The organism is Dokdonia sp. (genome assembly GCF_039945015.1).
Classification (GTDB): domain Bacteria; phylum Bacteroidota; class Bacteroidia; order Flavobacteriales; family Flavobacteriaceae; genus Dokdonia.
The window spans coordinates 1-16,975 of sequence record NZ_JBDUXP010000005.1; the positions used below are offsets into that span (position 1 = coordinate 1).

General features: G+C 32.8%; 18 protein-coding genes. 13 read left to right on the plus strand and 5 right to left on the minus strand.

Annotated elements, in window-relative coordinates; translation table 11 throughout:
* The 5 genes from ABJD27_RS05940 to ABJD27_RS05960 form a co-directional block, all read left to right on the plus strand.
* A partial coding sequence (locus tag ABJD27_RS05940) for a T9SS type A sorting domain-containing protein (protein ID WP_348202009.1) occupies nt 1-571 on the plus strand: 571 nt, incomplete at its 5' end.
* A 249-nt stretch (nt 572-820) separates the two neighbouring features.
* Nucleotides 821-2,689, plus strand: coding sequence for a histidine kinase (locus tag ABJD27_RS05945; RefSeq protein WP_348168087.1), 1,869 nt, complete (start codon nt 821-823; stop codon nt 2,687-2,689).
* A complete protein-coding gene (locus ABJD27_RS05950) occupies nt 2,682-3,422 on the plus strand; it encodes a LytTR family DNA-binding domain-containing protein (protein WP_348168090.1) in 741 nt (246 codons plus the stop codon). The genes ABJD27_RS05945 and ABJD27_RS05950 overlap by 8 nt, the downstream gene beginning before the upstream one ends.
* Nucleotides 3,423-3,540: 118 nt before the next feature.
* Nucleotides 3,541-4,395 (plus strand): hypothetical protein, encoded by an 855-nt coding sequence (locus ABJD27_RS05955; protein WP_348168093.1) that lies wholly within the window; start codon nt 3,541-3,543, stop codon nt 4,393-4,395.
* A 256-nt stretch (nt 4,396-4,651) separates the two neighbouring features.
* Complete coding sequence (locus ABJD27_RS05960) at nt 4,652-4,855, plus strand: hypothetical protein (RefSeq protein ID WP_348168096.1); 204 nt, start codon at nt 4,652-4,654, stop codon at nt 4,853-4,855.
* 57 nt (nt 4,856-4,912) lie between these two features.
* On the opposite strand, the gene ABJD27_RS05965 is transcribed toward ABJD27_RS05960, so the two are convergent.
* Nucleotides 4,913-7,072, minus strand: a complete 2,160-nt coding sequence (locus ABJD27_RS05965) for a TonB-dependent receptor (RefSeq protein WP_348168098.1) — start codon at nt 7,070-7,072, stop codon at nt 4,913-4,915.
* 194 nt (nt 7,073-7,266) lie between these two features.
* Between ABJD27_RS05965 and ABJD27_RS05970 the strand changes: the two genes are divergently transcribed.
* The 6 genes from ABJD27_RS05970 (at nt 7,267) to ABJD27_RS05995 (ending at nt 11,326) form a co-directional block, all read left to right on the plus strand.
* Nucleotides 7,267-8,280 (plus strand): DUF1028 domain-containing protein, encoded by a 1,014-nt coding sequence (locus ABJD27_RS05970; RefSeq protein ID WP_348168101.1) that lies wholly within the window; start codon nt 7,267-7,269, stop codon nt 8,278-8,280.
* A 2-nt stretch (nt 8,281-8,282) separates the two neighbouring features.
* Nucleotides 8,283-8,882, plus strand: coding sequence for a YdeI/OmpD-associated family protein (locus tag ABJD27_RS05975; RefSeq protein WP_348168103.1), 600 nt, complete (start codon nt 8,283-8,285; stop codon nt 8,880-8,882).
* Nucleotides 8,883-8,893: 11 nt separating this feature from the next.
* The gene (locus ABJD27_RS05980; RefSeq protein WP_348168106.1) at nt 8,894-9,313 is read left to right on the plus strand and encodes a DUF1801 domain-containing protein; all 420 of its coding nucleotides are present in this window, start codon (nt 8,894-8,896) and stop codon (nt 9,311-9,313) included.
* Between the two features lie 138 nt (nt 9,314-9,451).
* Nucleotides 9,452-9,946 carry a sigma-70 family RNA polymerase sigma factor gene (locus ABJD27_RS05985; RefSeq protein ID WP_348168109.1) on the plus strand — a complete coding sequence of 165 codons (495 nt, stop codon included), beginning with the start codon at nt 9,452-9,454 and terminating at the stop codon, nt 9,944-9,946.
* A gap of 5 nt (nt 9,947-9,951) precedes the next feature.
* Complete coding sequence (locus ABJD27_RS05990; protein ID WP_348168112.1) at nt 9,952-10,563, plus strand: hypothetical protein; 612 nt, start codon at nt 9,952-9,954, stop codon at nt 10,561-10,563.
* Between the two features lie 316 nt (nt 10,564-10,879).
* A complete protein-coding gene (locus ABJD27_RS05995) occupies nt 10,880-11,326 on the plus strand; it encodes a DUF4844 domain-containing protein (protein ID WP_348168115.1) in 447 nt (148 codons plus the stop codon).
* A 47-nt stretch (nt 11,327-11,373) separates the two neighbouring features.
* On the opposite strand, the gene ABJD27_RS06000 is transcribed toward ABJD27_RS05995, so the two are convergent.
* Nucleotides 11,374-12,351, minus strand: coding sequence for an AraC family transcriptional regulator (locus ABJD27_RS06000; protein WP_348168117.1), 978 nt, complete (start codon nt 12,349-12,351; stop codon nt 11,374-11,376).
* Nucleotides 12,352-12,389: 38 nt separating this feature from the next.
* Here ABJD27_RS06000 and ABJD27_RS06005 point away from each other — a divergent pair, with 38 nt between their 5' ends.
* A complete protein-coding gene (locus ABJD27_RS06005; RefSeq protein WP_348168119.1) occupies nt 12,390-12,857 on the plus strand; it encodes a YHS domain-containing (seleno)protein in 468 nt (155 codons plus the stop codon).
* Between the two features lie 109 nt (nt 12,858-12,966).
* Here ABJD27_RS06005 and ABJD27_RS06010 read toward each other — a convergent pair whose 3' ends face one another.
* On the minus strand, nt 12,967-13,770 hold the full coding sequence (locus tag ABJD27_RS06010) for a lysophospholipid acyltransferase family protein (protein WP_348168121.1): 804 nt from the start codon (nt 13,768-13,770) through the stop codon (nt 12,967-12,969).
* A gap of 57 nt (nt 13,771-13,827) precedes the next feature.
* Entirely contained in the window at nt 13,828-14,475 is a 648-nt protein-coding gene (locus ABJD27_RS06015) for a CoA pyrophosphatase (protein ID WP_348168124.1), read from the minus strand.
* Nucleotides 14,476-14,477: 2 nt separating this feature from the next.
* On the opposite strand from ABJD27_RS06015, the gene ABJD27_RS06020 reads away from it, so the two are divergent.
* Nucleotides 14,478-15,188, plus strand: a complete 711-nt coding sequence (locus ABJD27_RS06020) for a peptidylprolyl isomerase (protein ID WP_348202010.1) — start codon at nt 14,478-14,480, stop codon at nt 15,186-15,188.
* Nucleotides 15,189-15,547: 359 nt separating this feature from the next.
* On the opposite strand, the gene ABJD27_RS06025 is transcribed toward ABJD27_RS06020, so the two are convergent.
* The gene (locus tag ABJD27_RS06025) at nt 15,548-16,783 is read right to left on the minus strand and encodes a M48 family metallopeptidase (protein ID WP_348168130.1); all 1,236 of its coding nucleotides are present in this window, start codon (nt 16,781-16,783) and stop codon (nt 15,548-15,550) included.
* Between the last annotated feature and the right edge of the window lie 192 nt (nt 16,784-16,975).

Sequence of the window (16,975 nt, forward strand, 5' to 3'; positions counted from 1 at the left end):
GGAAGAAGAGGAAGAAACAGAAGAAGAGGAAGAGGAGGAAGAAGATACTACTGGTGATTGGGAAGAGGAAGAAGAAGGAGAAACAAACGGTGACTGGGAAGAAGAGGAAGAGGAAGGCACTTTTGAAGAAGATGAACAAGAAGAAGAAGGAGGTACTTTTGAAGAAAATGAACAAGAAGAAGAAGGAGGCACTTTTGAAGAAAATGAACAAGAGGAAGAAGAAGGTACTTTTGAAGAAAATGAGACTACTGAAGAAGGTGGAACTACAGGAGAAAATACTGAAGACGACGACACCTTAGGGGTTCTAGAACAAAACCTAGAGACAGATATCAATAGTATTACCGTCTTTTATAGCTCACAACAACATATCATTACAATTACAAAAAGCGAGCTTAACAACGTAAATAATGCTACTCTATTCTCTATGCTAGGACAAGTAATAAAACAATGGAAACCTATAACAGGAACTAATACATTAGAATTACCAGTCCCTAATATGAGTAAAGGTCCATATATACTCCGTCTTGAAACGGATAAAGGATTATTTACAGAAAAATTAATTATTCACTAACATTTTATACATACATTGACAAAAGAAGCCTCTCTAGTAGAGGCTTCTTTGTTTTATACTCCTTTATATTTATAAGTATACGCTTTCGCGAAAGCGTACGATTAACAACCCCACTCCCCTCTTATACTTATTAAAAAGTAACTAGTTCAAAATGCAATTTCAAAGCATGTGATTTATCTGTACTATATTTATATAGTAATATATTATAAAGAATTACTTAAATTTTAACAATTTCTGTATGTTTGGCTCATGTTAAAAAATACATCCCTATATAGTATTTTATCAGTATTCTTACTATTCTCTTGTACCAATGATCAGAATTTAACTGACAAGAGTATAGATCGTATTGTTCTTGAATTACAAGAGAAGTCAAGACAAAGTAAAATTGACTCAACACTTTTTTATTTAAAAACAGCAGATACACTTATAACAACAACACCTTCTATTACTGATTCTATCATTATTGAAAATGATTTTTTAAAAGGGACTTACTACATTAACACAGGAAAACCTGATAGTGCTTCTATTTATTTATATCGAACCATAGAGCGTATTAAAGACACCATAAAAAGGGATAAAGAACTCTTATATTTTTATAATGCCTGGGATGTACATTTAAGTATCAATGAAATAGGTGAAGCTATTGCTATTTCAAAACGATTTGAATCATTACTTGATAGAAAAAATTATCCATATAGAGCAGTCGCCTATTATCAATTAACAAATACGTATAGCAAAACAAGGGAATATGATAAAGCATTAGAAAATGCTGATTTACAAATAGACATGCTTAAAAAAGCAAATGATTCTTCTACCCTAGCATCTGCAGTTATTAATAAATCTCAAATTCAATACGATTACTTTCCAAACAAAGAAATTGCTATTCAAACATTAGAAGATTTAATTGAAAAAGATGCACCACTTAACTTAAATGCAAAACATGATTTATATGCTCACTACGGGTATTTTCAACATCTGCAAAAAAACTATAGTGAAGCAAAAAAAAATTATTTACAAGGTGTACGTTTTTTAGAGTTAACAAATGACTCCCCATTAAGAAGCAAAAATATTGCAGTCTCTTATGCAAATCTCGGAGAAGTATCTCTAGATTTACATGAATATGACTCAGCAAAATATTATCTAGACAAAGCACTTACCTTAAATAAAGACTATATCGCAGAAAGTACTTTGCGCAATATATTAAGTTATAAAATGCGATATGCATACGATACAAAATCAAATATTAAAGAAGTACAAAAATATTTAGATACCATTTTAAAATATCAAAATGCTAGGTATGAGAAAAAATACACCTCACAATTAAAATCTTTAGAAACTTCTTATTTAGAAAAAGAAGCTATACGAGCTCAAAAACAACAAGTAGAAATAGAAAAAATAAGGACTCAAGCACAATTATTATTTGTCTTTGTACTATCTATATTACTTATAGGACTAGGGGTTTATTTCTATAAAAAACGACAACGCTCTTTTGATACAATGAGCTTACAAATGCAACAACGTTTGCTACGTTCACAAATGAATCCTCATTTTACGTTTAATACTCTATATGCGATTCAAAATACAATAAAAAAGGATCAACAAGGAGCCATAGATTATTTATTAAAATTTTCTAGATTACTTAGGCTTATTTTAGAAAACTCCACAAATAACTATGTCCAATTAGAAAAAGAAATAGAATCCCTGCGGAAGTATATGGATCTCCAATTATTGCGTTTTCCATCTAAGTTTGATTATGAAATTCATTTACAAGACCTAGAAGAAGATGATTTCATTTTTATCCCACCTATGCTTATGCAACCCTATATAGAAAATAGTATAGAACACGGTTTTCAAGGTATAGATTATAAAGGGAAAATAAGTATTACATTATCTGAGAAAAATGAATTTTTAGAATGTCGTATTGAAGATAATGGAAGAGGTATTGATACTACTAAAAATTCTTATAAGAAATCGATATCCACTACATTGATAGCCAATTTTATAGAAAAAGCAACCAAACAAAAAATTACCGACATAAATAAAAAGGATCTTGATTCCTCTACCAGTGGGGTAATCACTACTTTTTTAATCCCTTATAAACAAACAGAACATGATTAAAGCCATTATTATTGACGATGAAGCTAACGTAAGAGCTGATATCAAAGAGAAAATAGAAACACATTTCAAAAATGAAATTACGATCGTGAGTGAGGCAGATAGCGTTGCCTCTGGGATTAAGGTTATTGAGCAATTTGAACCTCAATTACTCCTACTAGACGTGCATCTAGGTGATGGTACTAGTTTTGACATATTGCAACAAACAACTTTTAAAGATTTTAACATCATTTTTATCACAGGATTTGACACCCATGCGATCAAAGCCATAAAAGTAGGCGCATTAGACTATATCCTTAAACCTTTAGAAACCGAAGAATTTATAAATGCATTACAGAAAGTAACAACACAAGAAAAAAAAGAAAGTCATTTAGAAAAATTAATAGAGATCTCTAGTGAATATTTTAGTGGTGTAAAAAATAAAAGAGTCATTCTCAAAACCAGTGATAATGTATATGCTATCTATGAAGATGACATTATTTATTGTCGATCAGAAGGAAACTATACAACTTTCTACACACAACAAATGGAAAAAATTATGGTATCAAAATCTATTAAGAAAGTAGAAGAAATCCTATCTGAAGATACCTTTATAAGATGCCACCAATCCTACATCGTAAATAAGAAACATGTACTTAAATACAATAAACAAGGCATCCTCGTGGTGCACCTTGACTTTAAAGTTCCTGTATCTAGCAGACGAAAAGATTATGTACTTAAAAAGATTTTTAATTAAAATCAAAAATGAAATAAACCCCTGCAAAAATGAAATAAACACATACACTTATATAAGGACACTTATGTTTTGCATAAAAATAGAGTACTATTACCCTATAATTTAAAAACCCTAGACTATGAAAAACTATAATTTTTACGTAATATCAGCTTGTCTTTTATTACTATTCTCTTGCGCAACAGATGATGAAATCATTACAGAAGATAGTACCACTTTAAATTCAGAACTATACATTCAAGAAACAAATGATAGTACACTGGATATTACTAAAAACCCTATTATTGACAATCAAGAGTTAAAAGCAAACATGCATTGGATTTCTTTTGTCACTGCAGAAACTTTTATGCAAAGCATCAATGCACGACAAAATTTCTCATACCTCGCTGCTGGTCAAGATTATGTTGAATTGGAAGATTTAATTGGAGACGATGCAAATGGAGTATTTAAAACCGAATTCTATATCAATTTAACATCGATCATTAGTGAAGCTATTCAAGAAGCTATTTATCAAATGAATTGTCAAAATGACCCTATGAGTTGTGGAGCTCCAGAACCACCTGCAACTACGCCTCCATTACCTAGTGGTACGGGACCTAGTGGATCACCATTTGGTGATGCAATTCCTACAGTACAACAAGTCATCGATTATTTAATAAATTACGTTCTAAATGATCAATGTTTTGAGGTTTTCGTTCCAAAAACACTTCCTACATCTAGTCAGGATATAGAAATCGCAGCTACAGAACATCCATTGTCTTCTGTACAATCTAACGAAGCAGCCATATTTACAAATGGAATTATTCAAGGAAGTACACATCGTGATATATATTATGATATCATATACCCATCATTTATTGGTAGTGGTGGACCTATGGCAAATAATAATTTTGTAGTTATTGTAAGACCAGAGAGAACACGTACTTGTCTATATTCTGAATATGCAAGAATTGATTTTAAAAATTTCTTTAATTAATCTTAATACATACAGAACAAACAGTAGGTTATCCATATGGATAACCTACTGTTTGTATTTAAAGAATAACGTATTTGAAAAAAACAGCATCGATTATGAAATACATATTGCTATCATAAAATATAAAAGTCAATTTTAGGTATTATTACCGCAACTGATAATCAGTTGCTTACATGTTTTTTTTCGCGAAAAGCAGACATAAACTGTGAATGTCTTTAAATGATCACATTATTTTAATATCTAAAATTTCAAAATCATGTTAAAAAACATTTCAAATTTAGGAACACAGTTAAGTAAATCAGAACAACAACGCATTCAAGCAGGTGATGCCTTTTGTAAAGGAGGTTGCGTAGGAAAAAACGCAGGAGACCCTTGTTATACCTCATCAGGTGGTTGCCGTACTAGATTACCAGGAGTTTGTCAGAATTTTGGGGGAACTCTAGGATGTAATCCATTTTAGTATGTAATCATATTATTGCATTAAAAATTCCCCGATTTATGTCGGGGAATCCTTGTTTTACAAACTATCCAACTGATTACTATTTTTATCATCACTTATAGTCCAGAAAAAGCCTACAAAAAAGAATTGATCTGCCGCTGGCGTGATGGTTCTCCTATCAAACACACCATTTGCATTAGGAGTATCGCTATATTGGAAACCATTTACATTATTAAATCCTAAAACATTATTTACAGACAGGTATAAGATTTTCTGTTGCGAGATAAGATATGCCCAGTTTAAACTAATACTATTAAAAGACTTTGTCTCCTCTTGTAAAAATCCAGATGTGTTTAAATCTGTATATGTTCTACCAGAACCATATTGATAACTAAATCCTACTTGAGATTTCCAATCGGTAATAAAATACTTTGCTACCGCAGAGAAGTTGTGTGTATTTGCAAAGGAAGGGGTTGCTTGTTCTGGGAAATTAAGATACTGTCTTTCTGTATCTAAAAAAGAATAACTCACCCAATAATCCATATTCTTTATACTCGTATTATCTCTCCAAAAAATATCCAGTCCTTGCGCATAACCATCTCCCCCGTTTTCAAAAACACTATCTACTCCTGCAAACTCTGTATCAAAAGTCACAAGTCTATTATAGTCTTTTCTATATGCTTCGGCTCTAAAAATACGGCCGTTATTACTGTATTGGTAATTGAGAATATAGTGCTGTGTTTTCTGAGCTTCTAAATCTTGACTAAACTTCAAAAAGTCATTGGTTGGGTTTTGGTAAAAATCTCCATAAGCAAGAGACAATTGACTTTTCTTCCCAGTTTTATAAGCAAAAGATATTCTAGGTGATACTGTAAATTGGTCAACTAGATTTGTATAAGACCCCCTCACTCCTACTTTAAGAGCCAGTTTTTTTGAAAAAATAATATCACTTTCTATAAAAGAAGCACTAATGGAGGTATCATAACCATAGGAATCTGTTACTGTTACATCATTAAACGCTCCTCTAAAATCTTCAGTAAAGTCAGTTATAAATTGTTCTACTCCAAAAGAAAGTTTAAATCGGCTAGAAAAACGTTTCTTTAATTTTACTTTAAGGTGTGCTGAGTTTTCGGTATCATCTATATCGTTTGTAATAATTCCAAGCTTTGTTTTTCCGTACGTATAACTTCCTCCAGTTTGAAGACTCCAAGTATCCGATAATACGCCCGTATATGAACCATTTATGTATAAGTTGCTATTGTTTAATTTAAAATCAAGCCCATCTTCTAGATTAATATCCTCTTGATTTATCTCAAAATTTGAGGTGTCAAAAGCTGTGTATAGTTTAAATAGTCCATCTGTAGTACGGTAACGATATACTGCTTCACCTGCAAAAGACTCAAAAGGTTTTGACCACTCATTACGATCTGGAAAAGCTTCGATATATGGAGCAAGGTTTATATATGATGTACTCACACTTAATGATGACTTTTCCCATTTTCTGGTAAGTCCTAGTCCACCACCTACAGACATAACTGATATATCCGTTTTATTTTGATCAGGCTCATCTACAGTATTTAATAAAAGAACACTAGACAATGCTTCTCCGTATTCTGCCGAATATCCTCCTGTAGAAAATGTAATTCCATCAAATAAAAATGGGCTATATCTCCCTCGTGTAGGGACATTATTTGCCGTAGGAGTATAAGGTGTAAATACACGGATTCCATCTATAAAGATTTGCGTTTCTCCTGCATCTCCTCCTCGTACAAAAAGGCGACCATCTTCGGCTACAGTAGTTGTTCCTGGTAATGTCTGTAGAGCTCCTACAAAATCACCTAAAGCACTTGCCGTTGTCACTACATCCAGAGGTTTTAATACAGATACTTTACTATTATCACTAGCTTCAAAACTCCCAGCAGAAATCACTACAGTATCTAGAGAGTTTACATCTTCTTTCATTTGAATTTTTAGGTTTGTCATACTAGAAACTGGACCAAAAAAAGAGAAGGGTTCATAAGATAAAAAAGTAACAAGTAATACTTGATCTCCTATTTCTGTTGTTGTAAAACTAAACGTACCGTCTGTAGTACTTGATCCACCATCATAGGTTCCATCGAGATATACATTTGCACCTTCTATAGGGGTTCCTTTAGCATCGGTTACTGTTCCAGAAATAGTCGTTTGTGCGTGTATGGAAAATCCTAAAAATAAAAATAAGAGGATAAAATACTTCATAATGATCGTTTTTTGTTGATTGATTGATTACAGCACAAAAATGTGACTTAGTACGCTTTCGCGAAAGCATAAACTACCCAACCGTTATTTTTTGATACTCAACTGTATTTTTGTGGAAAAAATAGCGATGACAACGTTAAAAAACCGAAGACATTCCAAGTAATTGATTAACTTTAACTTCTATAAAAAAAGCTATGAAAAAAAACTACATCTTTCTTATTGCGGCATTCCTAAGCCTTAGCATATATGCACAAGACACTTTTTCTATAATTGCCGTCGATCCTGATACGGGCGAAGTAGGTTCTGCCGGGGCATCCTGTGTAGATGGGATAGGAGATTTTGGAGGTCTTATAGATATTATTACCGATATTATTCCTGGACGTGGCGGGGTAAACTCTCAAGCGTATGTTTGTATCCCAAACTCTAATCTAGCAAGTGCCATCCAGCAAATGGAAGCAGGTCTTTCTCCAGATGAAATTATTGATTACTTAATCAATAATGACAACTGTAATTCTCAAAACTTCAATCCAGCATTTAGACAATACGGTATTGCAGACTTAGATCCAGATGGAAATCCTAGAACAGCTGGATTTACAGGGAACCTTGCAGACGACTATAAAGATGATATTCAAGGAGCTACCTATAGCGTACAAGGTAATATCCTTCTTAATGAGACGGTTCTTAATAATATGGAAGCAAACTTTAATGATACCGACGGAACGCTTGCAGACAAGCTTATGGCCGCTATGCAAGGGGCTAACTTTGCAGGAGCAGATATGAGATGTCTTGATAGAGGGACTTCCTCTACTTCTGCCTATCTTGTTGTATATCAAGAAACAGATGCTCCTGGAGATCCTACATTGGAGTTAAATATAGAAGAAATGCCATTTGGAGAAGAACCTATAGATTCACTTCAAACACTTTATGATGATTTTTTACTCTCAGTACGAGATACACCTCTTGAAAATACTGTACGTGTATTTCCAAACCCAGTTTCAGACCAATTTCAAGTAACTATAACACCTTCAAGATTTATTTCTAAATTAGAAATATTTGACGTTAGTGGTAAACAAGTATACTTGCAGACTGAGTTTACGGGATTAACTACTGGAGAATTCATAGATAGTAGCTCTTTTAAGAAGGGAGTTTATTTCTTACGTATTACAGGTGCAAAAGAGATCCATACTGTAAAAATTATTAAAAATTAAATATGACTACCCTGGAAAAGATCGATGCCTATTTTGAGAAAGAGTCACTTTTTAGAGAAGGCATTAATCATATACGCTCAATTGTACAGGAAACAGAGTTACAAGAGGATTGGAAATGGAATATCCCATGTTATACTGTACAAGGACGTAATGTTATAGGTATTGCAAGGTTCAAAAATCATTTTGGACTTTGGTTTTTTCAAGGTGTATTTTTAAAGGATAGTAAAAAAGTATTACGCAATGCACAAGATGGGAAGACCAAAGCGATGCGTTCTTTACATTATGAATCTATAGAGGCTATTGATTCTAGTATTTTAAAAGCATATATACTCGAAGCTATTCAGAATGCAAAAGACGGCAAAGAGGTTCGCCCTGACCGTTCTAAAAAAGAAGTTGTTATTCCTGCTGAACTTGAGTCCGCTTTCGCGAAAGCGGAAAACTTAAAAATTGCATTTCAAGCATTAACTCCTGGTAAACAAAGAGAATATACAGAACATATTGGTGGTGCTAAACAAGAAGCAACTCGATTGCGAAGACTTGAAAAATGTACCCCAATGATTCTAGAAGGAGTAGGACTCAATGATAAATATAAGAATTGCTAAATGGTCTTATAATGAGTGATGTAAAAACAAAGGTAAATGATGCTTCTGTAGAAGATTTCTTACATGCTATAGAACATCCTGTAAAAAGAGCAGATAGCCTTGTTCTTTTACAATTAATGACTGATATAACAGGTCTTGCTCCAAAAATGTGGGGGGAGAGTATCGTAGGTTTTGACACGTATCATTATGTATACGCAAGTGGTCGTGAAGGAGATTGGCCTTTGGTTGGGTTTTCTCCTCGCAAACAAAATATCAGTCTGTATATTATGCCTGGTTTTAACAACTTTGGACCTTTACTTGAAAAACTCGGGAAACATAAAACAAGTAAAGCATGCCTCTATATCAATAAACTCGCCGATGTAGATATAGAGATTCTTAAAAAGTTAATTGAACAATCTGTTACGTATATGCGTGATAAATACCATACATAAACACACCCTTTCCCACTCCTTAACATGGCATTATGATTTGTAATTACGCTTTTGCAAAAGCGTATACTAGAAAAACTATTGCAAATTTTGTAACGTTATAGAAAAAGGAGCTACTTATAGATAACTAACGATCAATCATTGGATAAACATTTACAAGAGAAATTTGTGACGCTTCTGGAGGAGAACCAGAACATTGTGCATAAAGTATGTCGATTATACACAAATAATCGGGATCAACACAACGACCTTTTTCAAGAGGTCACTATACAACTATGGCGTGCGTTTCCTAAGTTTAGAGGAGATGCAAAGTTTAGTACCTGGATGTATCGTGTAGCTTTAAATACAGCTATAACACTGTATAGAAAATCAAAGCGTACTGTACAAACGCAAGATTTTGACAATGTGATGTTCCGTATATCGTCAGAAGAATATGATGATACTGTTGAGCTACAACTCAAAGTAATGTACAGTGCAATAAAAGATTTAAACGATATAGAGAAAGCGTTAGTTTTCCTATATCTAGAAGATAAGAATTATAAAGAGATTTCTGAAACCATGGGAATTACAGAGGTAAATGCCCGAGTAAAAATGAACCGTGTAAAAGGAAAACTCAAAAAAATATTAAACCCATAACTACTATGGTAGATAAATTAGAATTATTAAAGAAACAGTGGCAGAAGCAAGAAGGTACGCTTCCTAAACTCACCAAAGAAGACATTTACCCAATGCTTCTAAAAAAATCTTCCTCTATTGTAAAGTGGATTTCTATCATTAGTATGCTAGAATTTGGATTTTGGATACTACTATCATTTGCCTTTGGAGGAAGCGACTCTCGACAATTTGAAGAAGAGCATGGCCTACAAACATTTGATAATATTATCCTTGTTTTACACTTAGGAGCCCTGATCTTTTTTGTGCTTTGGTTTTATAGAAATTATAAGAGAATACAATCTACAGACTCCTCTAAGGTATTATTAGAAAATATTATAAAGACCAGAAAAACTGTAAAATATTACATCTGGTTTAGCATGGCATTTCTTGCTGTAAGCGCTACCATAGCCTTTATTATAACAACTCAGAATAATCCAGAAGATTTAGCAGGTCGCAGCATGACCGTACTCATATTACAATTCATGGTAATCATAGGTATTATGATGCTACTCATGTGGGGCTTTTATAGAATGATTTACGGAATTCTTATGAAACGATTGGATCGTAATTATAAAGAATTAAAGAAAATGGAACTATAGTTTTTGGGGAACTATAGTCAGAAACCTGAATGTTCATATGAATATTCAGGTTTTTTTATGCTCATTTTTAAAGTACGCTTTCGCGAAAACTGCTTCAGTTTGTTTTGAAGTGAATTACGATCATACAAATCAGTGAATAATAATATAATACTCATAGTCAAAACACAACTACATTTGGAAAAGAAGTCGATCGATTTGTGCTCCAGTTTAAAAGGTAAAATTACGGTCTACAACATATCTAATTTATTAATAAACAATCTGCTCAATTTTATTTCCTAAATTAGATGCTTACACATTATAAACCATACTTTTAGAAATGACCAAATACATTCAAGTTTTCATCCTCTTTTTGACATTCTCTGCTTATGGACAACATGCAATCCAAATGGAAACACCGGAAAACACCAATGAAAAGTTTGCAGAATTTATTGCAAAGAAAAAGTTCATAAAAGAGAATTATTACACTGGAATTCCAGACAAAAAAATACAACTCCTTTCTACAGAAAATATCAACCAAGTCGCTACTGATTTTAGAGCTGTTGCAACATCAGAAAAACCAACGGACAAAAAATATCAAGAAAAGATCAAGATTGGGCTTTTGAGATTTTCATCTTTTTATTTAGAATTGGATACAGAAGACCGAGAACGCGTCTGCACTTACTTTGAGGAACTCATGGACATTGTCGGGTTGGAAAGCTCAAATGGACAATTAAATACATTTATGTATGGATTTGATCCTAACAAACCCAAAAAAAATCATTAAAAGACTTATTAGCAACAGTTAAGATCCCCCTCTTCACTTAATCAAAATTAAGAAACTAGCACATTTTGCCTAAACTTTAAAGGTGTCTGCTCTACTCTTTTTTTAAAAACACGATTAAACGCAGCCTCCGACTTATATCCTACTTGCAATGCAACCTCGCCAACTGATAAACTATTCTCAGCAAGCAATTCTTTAGCCTGTATAATTCTCCATTGTGTCAAATAGTTAAATGGCGTTTCCCCTAATAATGATTTAAATCGATTTGCAAAACTTGTTCTTGACATACCAGCAATTTGCGCTAATTGTTCTAGTTGCCAATCATTTTCTGGAAAAGAATGTATTTCCTTTAACACTCTACTTATTCGTACATCTTGAATTGCCGCTATAAAACCAGATGTTGACTTATTTTTTTCTATATATGCTCTAAGTGTATGGATAAATAAAATCTCCCCAAGTTTGTTAACAATAACTGTACTTCCAGATTGTTCTTTTGTTGCCTCATCTATTACCAAATCTGTAATATTTCTCAACCAATAAAATTGTTTCACATCAGATTCACTGATTTTAATCATCGCGGGCAATTCTTTAATAAATGGGTGATCCATATTTCTATCAAAATCAAAATGACCACAAACTAAGGTTGCAGATATAGTATCTCCTTCAAATAAGGATATACCAGAAAGTATTGAATCTACTACTTCTTGTCCATTATATAACCTACTACCCTCATCATTTGCTAACCAATGACTTGCTCCAAATGGGAAAACAATAATATCTCCTCTAAATAACTGAATAATTTCGTTTTTTGTCTTTAAAACACATTGACCATGCGTAACTATATGAAATTGAGCAAAAGGACCTTTAGGAACATCCATTCCCCAAGGAGCCGAAAAATCAGATTTAAAATATACAACACTTGAAAGTTTAACCTTTGAAAGTATATCGCTTAACACATCCATAAAACATAAAATTGTACTTAAAAGCAAATATAATGTATTATTTGACATTAATAATACATTATCCATATATACATTTGTACCATTATTAATCATATAAGTATACGATGAAAACAATTAAAAAAATGATTATGATCTTATTGGTCACCATAGTAGCAAACAACATTCATGCGCAAAAAGTAAATACCGATGAAAACAAATTGGCAAACAAAGGATATGATGTAGTAAATTATTTTATTACAAATACTGCAAAACAAGGTAGTGTAGAGTTCTCTACAACACATAAAGAAGCTATCTACTATTTTGTAAACGCAGAAAATCTACGAGTATTTAAAGAGAATCCGACAGCATATTTGCCACAGTTTGATGGACACTGTGCTTTTGCTGTTGCAAAAATGAATACAAGAGCACCTGTTAATCCTGAAACTTTTAGAATCGATGATGGGAAATTATACCTGTTTTATAATGACTTCTGGGAAGGAAAACCATTTAATACCATAATTCCATGGTTACACAATGAAGCCGAAATGGAAAAAACAGCTACAACCAATTGGAAAGCTTTAAAAAACAATTAAAAAGAAAGAAAGTGCAAACCATCCCTAAAGTTTGTACTTTTTTATACTAACGTGCAAATGTTTTACAAAAGTAATTGAAGAAATAGTTTTTAAAATTTTCAGAGAATGTTTAATACTCCCACTGCCTTTTTTTATTAAGCTCTTCTTCTTTTTCTAACTCTTCTACAGGGATTACTTTAAGGAAAGATGGATGCTGTTCTATAGCATATTCTAATTGTTCTACAATCTTATCTACAGAGTCATTCTCATAATCAATCACTAAAGGTTCTTTCACTTCAAAAGTTTGCAGGATATTACGCTTTTTGATACGCAACCCTTTCTTATCAAAACTACGTCTAAAACCGTCTATAACGATAGGTACTACAATTGGCTTATATTGTTTGATAATGTGTGCAGTTCCTTTACGAATAGGCTTCCAAGGCTTTGTAGTTCCTTGAGGAAAGGTAATCACCCAACCATCATCTAGAGCAACCCCTATATTTTCTGTATCTTGAAAATTAACCTGACGTTCTATTTCTTTTCCTTTTTCTCTCCAAGTTCTACTTACTGTAATCGCTCCTGCATACGCAAGAATACGAGGTAATAAACCACTCTTCATAGTTTCTCCTGCCGCGACGTAATACAAGTTTAATTTAGGTTGCCATAAATAGCCTATATTTTTAATAGAATCCTCTCTTCCGCTAAGACTTGCATTAAAAACGTGAAACATCGATACTACATCTGCAAAATATGTTTGATGATTTGAAACAAATAAAACGCCTTGATCTGGCAAATTCTTTAAGATATCTGATCCTTCTATTTGTAATTCATTAAAACCTCTATAACGCCTGTGTGTCAAGGCTCCTGCAATGCGTATAAGCCATTTTTTAAAGAAAAGTATATGCCCGAATGGATTGGTTTTAAATATCCCCATGTATTGTATTAAATAAACCTGTTTGTATCAAAACAGAACTCCAAAGATACAAAAACCCTATCCTTTTAATCCAGAAAGTAAGAGTTCCTTTACTTCGCTTAGCATCATAGCAGTAGCTCCCCAAACAACATGACCATTTAATAAAAAAGCTGGGACATCAATATCGTCCATATAAGAAGTTGACATTTTTTTTGAAATAACTGTTGCATCAGATAATAAGTCATCTAGAGAAACTTCTATAATACCCTCTACCTCTTCTTCTTGGGGTGTAAAATGTAAAGGAGTATTACAATAGCCTATAAAAGGATATACATTAAAATTACTAGGTGGGATATAACTCGTACTCATGGCTTTAACAACTGTTATCATTGAGGTAGAAACTCCTATTTCTTCTTCGGTTTCTCTTAAAGCTGTCGCTTGCATAGAGCTATCTTCTTTTTCTATTTTCCCTCCAGGAAAGCTTACTTGATTCGAGTGAACTCCTTGATATGTCTTCCTAAGAATCAATACTATTTTTGTAATATCCTCTTGATCTGGATACAAAAGAATCATCACTCCCGCTTTGCGAGGAGACCGTTTTTCTATATCAAGATCACTAAACTTTTTCACCCGTTCTATAGGTGCCATCTTAAACTGAGCTACTTTACCTGGCAATGGCAAATTGCTTATTTTTGAAAGTAATTTTAAACAAGTATCAAATTTCATTTATGTACAGGTCAATTATTTTTTTAATCTTACTTATGCTTTCCTTAAGCTGTCAAGATACTAAATCTGCAAAGAAAGAGCCTTCAGAACCTGTTACAATTATAGATACTATTCAAGTAAAAGAAGAAGAAAAAAAAGCACCAAAAAGGACTTCAAAAAATCCACTTATTGCATCTCAAGCTGACTTAAAACCTTTCTTAAAAAAATATGGAGAAGAAAATCCAGAAACAAAGGTTCGCATAGAAACTCGTTTTGGAAATATTGAAGTGACCCTTTTTGAAGATACTCCTCTACATCGTGCAAATTTTATTATGCTTGTTAAGAATGAGTACTTTAATACTACTCAGTTTCATAGAGTATCACCTGATTTTGTAGTTCAAGGAGGAAATAACGATACCAAAACAACAGCAAATAATCGTGCTAGTATAGGACGTTATCTATTGCCTAATGAAGCTAAGAAAAAATATAAGCACATAAGAGGTGCGTTTTCTGCTGCAAAATATAGTGAGCAAAATATAAGCAATGCCTCTTCTCCTTTTGAGTTCTTTATTGTACAATCACATCGAGGAGCACATCATATAGATGGAGACCATACCGTTTTTGGTCGTGTTACAAAAGGAATGGATGTAATAGATGAAATAAATAAAGTAACAGTAGACGGAAGTGAATGGCCTGAAGAAAACATCTATATGAAAATAGAAATCATTGAGTAATTCAACAGATTCTATAACACTCTCATAGATGTACTTCTACATGATCATAATTATATGCGTAGTAGCATCTGTATTTATCATGTCTACTTCTGAGGATTTAAAAAACACAAAACGATAGAACCTTATGGAATTCACAAAGGAAAATTATCTGATGGGTTCTGGCAAAGGAATAAAGGGAATCTTAAGTATAAAAACTACTATACATTATATAGTATTGTTATAACTATATTACCGGTTATCACTATAATGGTTTTGTATGCAATTCTTAAAGAAAACATGTGTTAGTATATTCTTTTTTTGCTTTCGCGAAAGCAAAATACATTCATACACTATTCTCTAAAACAACCTCATTCCCTACACTACTGTTTCTTAAGATTCTCTACACGTTGTAATAATGTAGGGTGTGAATAATTGAGCTTTACATATAAAGGATGTGGCGTCAAGTTACTCAAGCTATTCTTTGATAGTTTTTTAAGCGAGGTGATTAAAGGTTCTGAAGCATACGTTTGTGCTGCATAGTTGTCTGCTTCATATTCATGCTTTCGCGAAAGCGCACTCATAAAAAATCCCGTCACTGCCGAAATAGGTGTAAATAAAATCCCAAAAACAACAAGTCCTACATGAAAAGAAGGGGTTGTGACACCTATTGCTTCTGCGATGATAGATTCTCCTATAAATAAGGAAAATAACCATAACGTAAATCCAGTAATGACAAACGATAACATCATATTTGTAATAATGTGTTTACGCTTATAATGTCCGACTTCATGAGCAAGTACAGCTACAATTTCTGTATCATCAAGGTCATGAATTAATGTATCATATAATGTAATACGCTTCTCACGACCAAATCCTGAGAAATATGCGTTTGCCTTACTACTACGTTTTGAACCATCTATGGTAAATATATTGTGGATAGTAAACCCAACTTTAGTAGCGTAGGTCTCTATTTTTGAACGAAGGTCTCCTTTTTCTAACGGGGCTTGTTTATTAAATATAGGAACGATAAGGCGTGCATAAAACATATTCATAAATACAGAAAATATGGTAATTACTACCCACGTATAGATCCAAAATCTATTTTGTGTCATTTCGTATATCCAAATAATCAATGCTAGTAAACCACCTCCTATGACTACTCCCATAAACCAACCTTTTACTTTATCCATAAAAAAAGTAATAGGTTTCATCTTATTAAATCCATACTTCTCTTCGATAACAAAATTATTATAATAGGCAAAAGGGGTAGTAAGAATATCACTTCCGAACATAATAACACCAAAAAAGATCAAAGCTACTCCTATAGGGTGATCTGTAAATGATCTTGCCCACGTATCTATTAGTGCAAAGCCGTCAAAAAAGAAAAAAACAAGCATGAGTAATAATCCAAATGTAGCTGTATAATTCCCAAACGTATCATTTGCCTTCTTATAAGCTTGCGATTTTAAATATTCTTCTTCTGTATATACATCTTTTAATAGTTCAGGAATAGGATCACTATAATGTTTTGCATTTAAATATCCCATAGCAAAATCTATAAGATAGCTTATAATAAGAATCCCTATAATAATGTAAAATAAAATATGTGGAGTCATAAGTATTGGGGCTAAACGTAATTATTGTATTAACAACCAAATCTACGAATTAAAGTAACAGTTTTTTGTATAAAGAATAAATAGTGGCATTGCTTTAATATAAGATTCTATAATGCTATAGGCTATAAATAGAATCAGTACCATACTGGAGTTTTCTAATTGATCACGGTCAACAGAAAATCCTTTTTTAAG